The following is an 11,102-nucleotide window of genomic DNA, read 5'->3' on the forward strand; positions in this document are numbered from 1 at the left end:
GAACTGTTCAACACCCGCCGGAGCTGGCCGGATTCCCGATGCGGCTCGGCGGAGAAACGGCAGGAGAGATGAGCGTGCAGCAGGTGGCCGGGGCCGACGGTGCGGAGCTGGAGGTCTGGATCGACCAGGACCTGTGTACCGGCGACGGCATCTGCGCCCAGTACGCGCCCGAGGTGTTCGAGCTGGACATCGACGGTCTGGCCTATGTGAAGAGTGCCGACGACGAGTTGCTCCAGGGCAAGGGTGCGACAACGCCCGTTCCGCTGCCGCTTCTCACGGATGTGATCGACTCCGCGAAGGAGTGCCCGGGCGAGTGCATCCACGTACGTCGGGTTTCGGACAGGGCCGAGGTCTATGGACCGGACGCGGAGTGACTACTTCTCTACGTTCCGTTACTACTGTCTGATATCTCACACGCGCTGTCTCAGGGGCCTCACACGCTGCGGGCCCCGGCCGGGGTCGAGCGGACGAACGAGCCGCTGTGCCAACGCCATTTCACGTCGGTCTTCTGGTCGGGGCAGCAACGCGGCACGTCGGCCGACGAGTAGCCGAGGAGCGTGGCGGTGACGGCGCCGTCGGAGACGGCGAAGTCGGTGACGGTGGTGCCGTCCTTGGGGTCGAGCAGGGTGGCCACGAGGCGGGGCTTGCCGCCGTCGGCGCCGCGCGTGAGGACGTACACGCCGTCCGGCGGGGTGCCCATCGGGGAGTCGCAGTGGACGACGGCCACCGTCTCGGGGCGGCCGTCGCCGTCGAGGTCTCCGGAAGCTCGCTTCTTCACCACGGCCTTCACGGGGCCGCACTCGATCGGGAATGTCACCGCGGCGGGGTCGGGCGGAGTCGTGTGCGCCGGAGCGCTCTTGGTCTGCGGGGCGGCCGGCTGGGCCGCCGTCGCCGCGCCGGGCTGCAGGACCGAGGAGAAGGCCACGACGCCCGCGACGGCTGTCGCGGTGGCGAGCCAGTGGATGGGGCGGGTGTGGGTGTGGGCGAGCTCCGGGACGGCGGAAGACTGCACTAGGAGGGTCTCCTGAGGCTGTGCCGGTGGGGTGGCCAGCATGGTGCCACACGTCACACCGCGAGGGAACGGCGGGGTGTGCGTGGTGTCTGCCGGGGAAGTCAGAAGGGTTACGGTTCCTGCCGCTGTGTCAGCGGGCCTGTGCGGGCGGTGCCGCTGCTGCGGCGGGGCCCAGCCGCCGCGGCCGTCGTGGCAGGTCAACGGCGTTCCGGTGGGATTCACCAGGGGCGGCAACGCAGAGGCGCCGTGGCGGAGTTCCGGTACGGATCCGGGAACTCCGGCACGGCGCTGGTGCGTTGGTGCGGTGAGTGGCGCCTTAGCGGCCGGAGCCGCCGTCGGCGTTGGGGCCCGCGTAGTCCTCGCCGTAGGCGCCCTTGGCGGGGCGGCGGCGGCGCATGGGCGGCTCGACGCCGTCGGCGAGGCGACGGGCGGTGAGCAGGAAGCCGGTGTGGCCGATCATCCGGTGGTCCGGTCGGACGGCCAGGCCCTCGATGTGCCAGTTGCGGATCATCGACTCCCAGGCGCTCGGCTCGTTGAAGCAGCCGATCTCGCGGATGGACTCGACGGTCCTGGCGAGCTGGGTGGTGGTCGCCACGTAGCAGCAGAGGATGCCGCCGGGTACGAGCGCCTTGGAGACGGCCTCCAGGCACTCCCAGGGGGCGAGCATGTCGAGGATGACGCGGTCGACGTCGGCGTCGGACAGGTTGTCCTGGAGGTCTCCGACGGTGAGCTGCCAGGCGGGGTGCGGGCCGCCGAAGTAGCGCTCCACGTTCGCCTGGGCGATCTCGGCGAAGTCCGCCCGGCGCTCGTAACTGTGCAGCATGCCCTGGTCGCCGATGGCCCGCAGGAGGAAGCTGCTGAGCGAGCCGGAGCCGACGCCCGCTTCCACGACGCGCGCGCCGGGGAAGATGTCGGCGAAGGCGAGGATCTGCCCCGCGTCCTTGGGGTAGACCACGGCGGCGCCGCGGGGCATGGACAGGACGTAGTCGGGGAGCAGGGGGCGCAGCGCGAGGTAGGCGACGTTCCCCGTGGTACGGACAACGCTGCCCTCGGGAGCACCGATCAGTTCGTCGTGGGGGAAGGAACCCTTGTGGGTGTGGAAGTTCTTCCCGGCCTCGAGCGTGAACGTGTAGTGGCGGCCCTTGGGGTCGGTCAGCTGAACCTGGTCCCCGACCTTGAAGGGCCCGCGCCTGCGGGCGGCACCGGTCGGTTCGGACATGTGACCAGCCTACCGGCCCCGGAGAGGGCCACCGACCACTAGGACGGCCTCGCCATCGCTTTCACGAAGGCGCGCTCCACGTCGGCCGCCGACAGGACGCCGTAGATCTCGCCGGTCTCCTCCACCACCAGGTACTCGGTGGCGGGGGTGGCGCGCAGGGCGTCCAGGAGTTCCTCGCCGGACAGTTCCGCGGAGACGCGCATGCCGTCGGTGAGGTCCTGGGCGAGGCCGCTGACGGCGACCCAGGGGCGGCGGTGCTCGGGCACGCCCACGATGGCGGCCTCGCGGACGAGGGAGAGAGGCTGGCCGTCGGCGTCGACGACGACCAGGGCACGGGCTCCTGCGGCGTTGGCTCTGCGCAGGGCCTCCGAGAGCGGGGTGTCGGTCTCGACGGGGACGGCGCGGCGGGTGAGGGCCCGGGCGCGCAGCTCGGGGAGGTGCTCGCGCAGGCGTGCCATGCGCAGGCTGTTGCCCGCGCCGGTCCAGATGATCGCGGCGAGGATCGCAGCGAGCAGGGCGTCCAGGACGGTGTCCATGCCGACGTTGTCGGCGGCGTCGGTGCCGAGGGCGCCGGACTGGGTCAGCAGGGGCAGTCCGATGAGGACGGAGACGGCCAGGGCGCGGCCGACCCAGGCGGCGGCGATGGTGCCCTTCATCGGCTTGCCGGTGATCTTCCAGACGACGGCACGGAGCATGCGACCGCCGTCGAGGGGCAGGCCGGGCAGGAGGTTGAAGGCGGCCACGATGAGATTGGAGATCATCAGGCCCGCGAGCAGGACGCCGGGGACGGTGCCGGGTTCCACCGTCTGCGCGGCGCCGTAGAAGGCGCCGGCGAGGACGAGGGAGAGCAGGGGCCCGACGAAGGCCAGGACGAATTCCCGGCCGGGGGTCTCGGCCTCCTTCTCGATCTCGGAGACGCCGCCGAAGAACTGGAGCTGGATGCGGCGGACCGGGAGTTTGAAGCGGAGGGCGGCGACCGTGTGGGCCAGTTCGTGGACGAGCACGGAGGCGTAGAAGGCGACCGCGAAGAAGAGGGACACCAGGTAGCGGGCGGCCCCGAGCTCGGGCAGCACGCGCTCCAGTTGTCCGCCGAACACCCAGGTGATCAGCGCGGCGACGAGGAACCAGCTCGGCGCGACGTACACGGGCACGCCGAAGGGCCGCCCCATGAGCAGCCCGCCCCGGGGCTCCGGGCGGTGGGGGGCGGGGCCCTTGCCGTCGGCGGAGTGGGCGAGGGGCCGGTCGCCGGGGGCGGGGGCGTCGGGTCGGTGGTTGGGGTGGCCGGGAACCGGGCCGGGGACCGAGGGCTGCTCCCGGCGATGCGCATCACCGGAGCCCGGGGCGTGGCCCGGGGCCGGGGCCTTGCGCAGCCGGTCCGCCTCGGGCCGACCGGCGGCGGGTGCGGCGTGCGGGTCGCCCGCGTAGGCACGGTCGGGGTGCGTGTCCGCCTCCGGCGAACCGTCACTGTCGCTCTCGGCGCGGGCCGCCGGTGCCGGTGCTACGCCGGCATCACCGGCTGCCGCGCGCGGGCCGTCGGCGTGGGCGCGGTCCGGGTGCGTGCCGGTCCCCGGCGAACCGTCACCGGCGCCCTCGGCGCGGGCCGCCGGTGCCGGTGCTACGCCGGCATCACCGGCTGCCGCGCGCGGGCCGTCGGCGTGGGCGCGGTCCGGGTGCGTGCCGGTCCCCGGCGAACCGTCACCGGCGCCCTCGGCGCGGGCCGGTGTCGTCCGCTGCGCGTCGGCGTCGGCGCGGTCGGGGTGGATGCCGGTTTCCGGCGAACCACCGCCGGCGCCCTCGGCGCGGGCCGGTTTTGTCCGCGGCGCCGCGGCGGCGTCGGTGCGGACAGGGTCCGTGTGCGAGCCGTCGGCGGGGGCGCTGTCGGGGTGCGTGTCGGTTTCCGGCGAACCGTCACCCTCGTCCCCGGCGCGGGCCGGTGTCACCCGCGGCGCCTCGGCGTCGGCGTCGGTGTGGGCAGGTCCCGTGTGCGGGCCGTCGGGGTGCGGGCCGGCCTCCTGCGGAGCGTCTCCGGCGCCCCCGGCGGGGGACGGCGCGTCACCGGCGCCCCCGGCCGGAGCCTGCGCGTCGGCACGGGTGGGTGCGGCGTCCGGAGTCCGCGGGTCCGGTGCAGCGTCGGTGGCGGGCCGGGGGGGTGCCGGGTCGTTCCCCGGGGCGTGTGCGGGGGGTGCCGGTGTGGCGGCGGGTGCCTGCGGTCCGGCCGGCTCTCGGCCCCGGGCGGGCTGCCCGGAAGCGGAACCGTGCTCGTGCGTGGGCTGTTCGTCGGCGGGGGCCGGGTCGGTGGCCCGGGGCGGAAGCCCCTCGTGGCGCTCGGCCGACTCGTCGTTGCCGGACCGCGGCTGCCCGCGCCCGCCGCTCTCGTCCACCGGTGTCCCCTCGTCGAAGCGTCTCCCGCGCCTGCCGGACGGGAGGGTCTCGTGTCGATGGTATGCGGCCGTCGAGGTGCGTTCCGCCCCGGCACCCCTGTGTTTCCCGTACGTCGACCTCCCCTCCCGGCTTCCCCCACGAACGCGGCTGGGTCACTGTCAGTGGCGGGCCGTATGGTCTGGGGCATGGAGACGAGCAGCGAGGGCGCGGCGGCGTCCGGGAGCAGCCCTGCCGCGGCGGCGGATCCGCCGCTCCCGGCGGGGCCCGCGCAGACGGCGGTGGACACGGCGGCAGAGGCGCGGACGGTGGCGGAGGCGGCGGCCGAGACCGCCGCCGTGAGCGACCTCGTGACCGGCTCCGCCGCCATACCGCCAGCGTCGCTGTCCCCCTCACGTGCCAGTGACTTCATGCAGTGCCCGCTGCTCTACCGCTTCCGGGTCATCGACCGGCTGCCGGAGAAGCCGAGCGAGGCGGCGACCAGGGGCACGCTGGTGCACGCGGTCCTGGAGCGGCTCTTCGACGCCCCGGCCGCCGAGCGCACGCCGCCCCGGGCGAAGTCGCTGATCCCCGGCCAGTGGGACCGGCTGCGCGAGACGCGGCCGGAGGTCGTGGAGCTGTTCGCCGACGATCCGCAGGGCGAGCGGCTGGCGCGCTGGCTGGGCGAGGCGGAGCAGCTCGTCGAGCGCTGGTTCACCCTGGAGGACCCCAGTCGTCTGGAGCCGGCCGAGCGGGAGCTGTTCGTCGAGGCGGAGCTGGAGTCCGGGCTGCGGCTGCGCGGCATCATCGACCGGGTCGACGTGGCTCCCACGGGCGAGGTCCGGATCGTCGACTACAAGACGGGGAAGGCGCCCCGGCCGGAGTATTCGGAGGGCGCCCTGTTCCAGATGAAGTTCTACGCCCTGGTGGTGTGGCGGCTGAAGAACGTGGTCCCCCGGCGGCTCCAGCTGGTCTATCTCGGCAGTGGTCAGGTGCTGACGTACGACCCGGTCCTCGCCGATCTGGAGCGGGTCGAGCGCAAGCTGCTGGCGCTGTGGGAGGCGATCCGGCTGGCGACCGAGACGGGTGACTGGCGGCCGCGCCCCACGAAGCTGTGCGGCTGGTGCGACCACCAGGCCCACTGCCCGGAGTTCGGCGGCACTCCCCCGCCGTATCCCCTGCCGGTGCAGGCGGCTCCGGGTGAGGGCGGCTGAGTCCGGCGGGCCCGTGCAGGGCAGAATGGGGCCGGACTAGCGAAGGAGACTCACGTGGCCATCCGCGTCCTACTGGTCGACGACCAGCCGCTGCTGCGCACCGGCTTCCGGATGATTCTGGAAGCGGAGCAGGACATCGCGGTCGTCGGGGAGGCCGGTGACGGACTGCAGGCACTCGACCAGGTGCGTGCGCTACAGCCCGATGTGGTTCTGATGGACATCCGCATGCCGCGGATGGACGGTGTGGAGGCGACCCGGCAGATCACCGGGCCCGGGCGGGACGGCCCGGCGAAGGTCCTGGTGCTGACCACGTTCGACCTCGACGAGTACGTGGTGGAGGCGCTGCGCGCCGGTGCCAGCGGGTTCCTGCTCAAGGACGCGCCGGCCAATGAGCTGGTGCAGGCCATCCGGGTCGTCGCCGGGGGCGAGGCCATGCTCGCGCCGAGCATCACCCGCCGGCTGCTCGACAAGTACGCCACGCATCTGCCGTCGGGGGACGAGCCGGTGCCGGACACGCTGCACACGCTCACCGACCGCGAGGTCGAGGTGCTGAAGCTGGTGGCGCGCGGGCTGTCCAACGCGGAGATCGCCGCCGATCTCTTCGTCAGTGAGACCACGGTCAAGACGCATGTCGGGCATGTGCTGACGAAGCTGGGCCTGCGCGACCGCGTGCAGGCCGCGGTGTACGCGTACGAGAGCGGGCTGGTGCGTCCCGGCGGGCAGTAGCGACAGGGAGCACGTACGCGAGAAGGGCGCCCCCCGTCGAGCGGGGGGGCGCCCTTCTGCGTTCCTGAGCGTCAGGCGTCCTTGCTGAGCTCCCAGAAGCGGAAGACCGTCGACGCGTCGAGGCAGTACTCGAGGCCGTAGACGCCGTCGCGGACGACCGCGTACTGCTTGGCCTGCCAGACCGGCAGGACGGGGAGTTCGTCGGCGACGATGTCCTGCAGCTCGCCGAACTCCTTGTCGGTGGATGCCCGGTTGGTGAGGGCGGCGGTGCGCGGGATGAGCGAGCCGGTGATCGTGCCGTTGTCGTAGTTGTTGTTCAGCACGTTGCCCTTGCCGAAGAAGGGGGCCGTGAAGTTGTCGGCGTCGGGGTAGTCCGGCACCCAGCCCTTCACGTAGACGCCGTACTTGCCGGCGGCGATGTCCTTCTCGTACTGGCCGAAGGGGACGGACTTGACGCTCGCGTCGAACAGGCCGCTGGCGTTGAGCTGGCCGGCGATGGCGTTCAGCTCCTGGTCGGTGGCGGGGCCGTAGCGGGAGGGGGTCGACCAGAGGGTCAGCTTCACCTTGCCGGTGAGGCCGTCCTCGCGCAGCGCGGCCTGGGCCTTGGACTTGGAGGGGCGGGCGCCGTAGGTGTCGAAGAAGGCCGTGTTGTGGCCCGCGATGCCGGCCGGGATGATCGAGTACAGCGGGGTCGCGGTGCCCTGGTAGACGTCCTTGATGAGGGCTTCGCGGTCGAGCAGGTGGGCGATGGCCTTGCGGACGCCGAGCTTTCCGGCGACCGGGTCGTCCATGTTGAAGACGAGGTGCTGGACCTCGGCGCTGCTGCCCTCGACGACCTCGACGCCGGTGCCGTCGTCGGCCTTCTCGGTGTCGGCGATGTCGCCCGCGGTGAGACCGCGGTAGGCGATGTCGACGTCCCCGTTCTGGATGGCCTGCTTCAGGGCGGTCTGGTCGCCGTCGAAGAACTTGAGCGTCACGCCGGTGTTGTTCACCTTGGCGGTGCCCTTGTAGTTCTCGTTGACGGAGAAGACGGCCTGGCCGTCGTCGAACGAGTCGAGCTGGTAGGGGCCGGAGCCGACCGCCTCGCCGTCCTTGCGGAGCCCGTCGGCGTCGTACTGGGTGTGGTCGACGATGGAGCCGGCACCGGAGGCGATCTTGCTCGGGAAGGTGGCGTCGGCGGTGTTGAGGCGGAAGACGACCGTCTTCGCGTCCGGCGTCTCGACCTTGTCGAGCATGGGGAACATGATCGCGGGCCCGTCGGGGTCGTTGATCTTCAGCATGCGGTCGAAGGAGAACTTGACGTCCTCGGAGGTGAGCTCGTCACCGTTGCTGAACTTGAGCCCGTCCTTCAGCGTGCACTTGTAGACCGTGGTCTGCGTGTCGGTGAACGCGCAGCTCTCTGCGGCCTCGGGCTGCGGCTCCGTGGCGCCCTTGGGGAAGCTGAGCAGGGACTGGAAGACGTTGTTGAACAACAGCCAGGAGCCGGGGTCGTAGCCGGAGGCCGGGTCGGTGGCCAGGACGTCGTCGGACATCCCCACCACCACGTTGGAGCCGTCCCCCGCGGAGTCTCCGCTCTCCGTGCCACAGCCGGTCAGCAGTCCGGAGGCGAGGCCCGCCACGATGGGCAGGACCGGCCACTGGTTGCGTAGGTTCACGTGTGTGCCTTGTCGTCGGTTCTCGAGAACTCCCGGAGCATCTCCCTGGCTCCGGGGCACGGCTCCCCGGGGGCCGTGGTCACAGGCCCCGGGGTTCCAGCGGGTCCGTCAGCCGCTCACGCCCCGCCCGAGCTCCCACAGCTGGAGCGTCGAGGCGGAGTTGAGCGCGTAGGCGGTACCCGTGATGTCGTCGCGCGCGGCAACGTACTGCTTGCCCTGCCACAGCGGCAGCACCGGCACGTCACCGGCGACGATGTCCTGAATGTCAGTCAGGCTTGAGGAGGCGGACAGCCGGTCCGCCTCACGGCGGGACTCCGGGATCAGGGTGTTGCGGATCCGGCTGTTGTCGTACGGCGAGCCGAGGGTGTTGTCGGCGTCGAGGAACGGCGCGAGGAAGTTGTCGGCGTCCGGGAAGTCCGGGAACCAACCCATGCCGTAGACGTCGTACTCGCCCTTCTTCTCGGCCGGGCGGAACGTGTCCCACGGGGTGCCCTTGATGCCGACGTCGAACAGGCCGCTGGAGTTCAGCTGGTCGCGCAGGACCTCGAACTCCTTCTTGGTTGCCGGGCCGTAGTGGTCGGTCGTGTAGTGCAGCGTGAGCTTCACCGGGGTGGTGATGTTCGCCTGGTTGAGCAGGGAACGGGCCTTGGTGACGTTCGGCTCGCCGTACTTGTTGAAGAACGAGTTGGAGTGGCCGGTGACGGTGGCCGGGACCAGCGAGTACAGCGGCTCGGCCTGGGAGCCGTAGACCTTGGAGACCAGCGCGCTGCGGTTGACGACCTGGGCCATCGCCTGGCGTACGGCCTTGGACTTCACCGTCGGGGCGTCGGTGTTGAAGCCCAGGTAGCGGATCTCCAGGCCGGGCATCTCGACGAGGTCGACGTCGGTGTCCGCGTCGCCCGAGAGCTCGCGGATCTGATCGGGCGACATGGTGCGGGTCATCAGGTCGATGTCGCCCTTGTCCAGGGCCTTGCCCATGGCGTCGGCGTCCTTGTACGAGACCATGTCGACCTTGTCGTTGTTCACCTCGAGGGCCCCCTTGTAGTCGGGGTTCTTGGTGAACTCGGCCTTGACCAGCTCGCCGTTCTCGACGTCGGCCTTCAGGGTGTACGGGCCGGAGCCCTCCAGGTCGAAGCCGTCGCGCAGCTTGTTCTTGGGGTAGTCGTCGGGGTCGACGATGCCGGCGACGGGGGTCGACAGCTTGTACGGGAACGTCGCGTCGGCGGTCTTCAGGTGGAAGATGACCTCGCGGTCGCCCTGCGTCTCGACGGTGTCGATGGTGGACAGCAGCGCGAACACCCCGCTGTCGGCCTTCAGGGAGCGGGCGCGGTCGATGGAGTACTTCACGTCGGCCGCGGTGACAGCGTTGCCGCCAGCGAACGTCAGGCCGTCACGCAGGGTGCAGGCGTAGCGCTCGTTGCCGGTGTCGGTGAAGCCGCAGCGCTCGGCGGCCTCCGGAACCGGCTCGCCCTCGCCGCGCGGCTGGATCATCAGGGTCTGCACGGTCTGACGCAGGATGTTCCAGGTGCCGACGTCGTAGGCGTACGCCGGGTCGAGGGGTGCGGGGGCGTCCTTCGAGGCGGTGAACCGGTCCGTGGTGCCGACGACGATCGCGCCGCTGTCGCCGCTCCCGCTGTCGGACCCGCCGCAGGCGGCGAGCACCGGCGCGAGCAGGCCGATCACGGCCGGCAGCACCAAAGTCTTGCGGTTCATGCTCGAGTTTCTCCAGAGCTGTCGACTCCGTGTATCCGGCATGCAGGGGTGGCGCAGCGGATCACGGAGGTGGGGCGATGTTCTCGCATCGAGATTAGTCCGGACCGGCAGGAGGGTTCGCAGCCACCGGAGTTGAGCACCCATCACGCTGCGGAACCGGGCGTGGACAGACCGAAAACCCGACAGCGGAAGCTTTGGTGCAGCGTTCCATCAATCGGGACACAAGGGCACGCCGACGGCCCCCTGGAGGGGGTGTGCAGCACATGCCGGATCGGCTGTCGACCCCGGTTCGCGTGGGGAACGTCACACGCGTAAACAGGTTCGGAGGCACGGGAATTCGATCGTCGGGAGGGGCTCGAATTCGCCTTCGGAATTCACGCGTTAACGCCGCTGCACGCTGGGTGACGCCTAGCGCATTTCCGTCATCAGCCCGTGCAGAAATGTCAGGTCGACCTCTTCGAGGGAGGTGACGATCGTGCGGCGCAGGGCCGGGGCGATGGGGGCGACGGAGGGCACGGCCACGACCTGGCAGCCCGCGGCCTCGGCGGCGGCGACCCCGGTGGCGGTGTCCTCGATGACGGCGCAGCGGGCCGGGTCCGCGCCGAGTCCCGCGGCGGCGGCGAGGTACGGGTCGGGGTGGGGCTTGGTGCGCGGCACCTCGTCACCGGCCACCGTCAGGCTGAAGTGGTGGGCGCCGAGCGAGGTCAGGACCCGGTCGATGATGCGCCGGTGCGAGGCGGAGACCAGGGCGGTGGGGATCTCGTACTCGTAGAGCTCGGCGAGTAGCCGGCCGGCGCCCGGCATCAGCGGCAGGGCGCGGTCGATGCGGGCCTCGAAGCCATCGTTCAGGAGCACGGTGAGTTCGTCGAGGGGGATGTCGGCGCCGGTGGCCTCGATGAGGAAGCCCGCGCTGCGGGTCATGGGGCCGCCGACCACGACATGCCGCCAGGACTCGTCGAGGGTGTGGCCGAGGGAGGCGAAGACCTCGACCTCGACGTCCCACCAGAAGCCCTCCGTGTCCACCAGGGTGCCGTCCATGTCGAGGAGCACCGCCTGGAGGGCGGATCCTTCGGCCGTGCGAGTTCCGAGCGCGGGGACCGTACTGGTCATCCACGTACCTCCTTGAGGGACGTTCAGGCCGGTTCCCACGAGGGGAACCGGCCTGCGGTGGACCGACCAGTCTACGTCGTGCGCGGACGAAGCGC

The 11,102-nt window shown here is 71.3% G+C and carries 9 protein-coding genes; 3 read left to right on the top strand and 6 right to left on the bottom strand.

Annotated features, from left to right (window positions below; translation table 11 throughout):
* The first annotated feature begins 68 nt into the window (after positions 1–68).
* Positions 69–374 carry a ferredoxin gene (locus tag RFN52_RS07830; protein ID WP_062925902.1) on the top strand — a complete coding sequence of 102 codons (306 nt, stop codon included), beginning with the start codon at positions 69–71 and terminating at the stop codon, positions 372–374.
* Between the two features lie 59 nt (positions 375–433).
* On the opposite strand, the gene RFN52_RS07835 is transcribed toward RFN52_RS07830, so the two are convergent.
* The 3 genes from RFN52_RS07835 to RFN52_RS07845 form a co-directional block, all read right to left on the bottom strand.
* Positions 434–1,012, bottom strand: coding sequence for a hypothetical protein (locus tag RFN52_RS07835; RefSeq protein WP_184844193.1), 579 nt, complete (start codon positions 1,010–1,012; stop codon positions 434–436).
* Between the two features lie 316 nt (positions 1,013–1,328).
* On the bottom strand, positions 1,329–2,231 hold the full coding sequence (locus RFN52_RS07840) for a tRNA (adenine-N1)-methyltransferase (protein ID WP_033311897.1): 903 nt from the start codon (positions 2,229–2,231) through the stop codon (positions 1,329–1,331).
* Positions 2,232–2,269: 38 nt separating this feature from the next.
* Entirely contained in the window at positions 2,270–3,994 is a 1,725-nt protein-coding gene (locus tag RFN52_RS07845) for a site-2 protease family protein (RefSeq protein ID WP_311241215.1), read from the bottom strand.
* A gap of 804 nt (positions 3,995–4,798) precedes the next feature.
* On the opposite strand from RFN52_RS07845, the gene RFN52_RS07850 reads away from it, so the two are divergent.
* Positions 4,799–5,803 carry a RecB family exonuclease gene (locus RFN52_RS07850; protein ID WP_184844199.1) on the top strand — a complete coding sequence of 335 codons (1,005 nt, stop codon included), beginning with the start codon at positions 4,799–4,801 and terminating at the stop codon, positions 5,801–5,803.
* A 54-nt stretch (positions 5,804–5,857) separates the two neighbouring features.
* Positions 5,858–6,529, top strand: coding sequence for a response regulator (locus RFN52_RS07855; protein ID WP_033311894.1), 672 nt, complete (start codon positions 5,858–5,860; stop codon positions 6,527–6,529).
* A gap of 71 nt (positions 6,530–6,600) precedes the next feature.
* Here RFN52_RS07855 and RFN52_RS07860 read toward each other — a convergent pair whose 3' ends face one another.
* The 3 genes from RFN52_RS07860 to RFN52_RS07870 all read right to left on the bottom strand — a co-directional run bounded on the left by RFN52_RS07860 (position 6,601) and on the right by RFN52_RS07870 (position 11,007).
* Positions 6,601–8,184, bottom strand: a complete 1,584-nt coding sequence (locus tag RFN52_RS07860) for an ABC transporter substrate-binding protein (protein WP_184844202.1) — start codon at positions 8,182–8,184, stop codon at positions 6,601–6,603.
* A 108-nt stretch (positions 8,185–8,292) separates the two neighbouring features.
* A complete protein-coding gene (locus RFN52_RS07865) occupies positions 8,293–9,897 on the bottom strand; it encodes an ABC transporter substrate-binding protein (protein ID WP_184844205.1) in 1,605 nt (534 codons plus the stop codon).
* Between the two features lie 408 nt (positions 9,898–10,305).
* A complete protein-coding gene (locus RFN52_RS07870) occupies positions 10,306–11,007 on the bottom strand; it encodes an HAD family hydrolase (RefSeq protein WP_184844208.1) in 702 nt (233 codons plus the stop codon).
* Positions 11,008–11,102: the final 95 nt, after the last annotated feature.

The organism is Streptomyces collinus (genome assembly GCF_031348265.1).
Classification (GTDB): Bacteria; Actinomycetota; Actinomycetes; order Streptomycetales; family Streptomycetaceae; genus Streptomyces; species Streptomyces collinus.

Coding starts and splice junctions, on each gene's coding strand:
- RFN52_RS07830 (WP_062925902.1), top strand. CDS start 69: ATGAGCGTGCAGCAGGTGGCCGGGGCCGACGGTGCGGAGCTGGAGGTC.
- RFN52_RS07840 (WP_033311897.1), bottom strand. CDS start 2,231: ATGTCCGAACCGACCGGTGCCGCCCGCAGGCGCGGGCCCTTCAAGGTC.
- RFN52_RS07850 (WP_184844199.1), top strand. CDS start 4,799: ATGGAGACGAGCAGCGAGGGCGCGGCGGCGTCCGGGAGCAGCCCTGCC.
- RFN52_RS07865 (WP_184844205.1), bottom strand. CDS start 9,897: ATGAACCGCAAGACTTTGGTGCTGCCGGCCGTGATCGGCCTGCTCGCG.
- RFN52_RS07870 (WP_184844208.1), bottom strand. CDS start 11,007: ATGACCAGTACGGTCCCCGCGCTCGGAACTCGCACGGCCGAAGGATCC.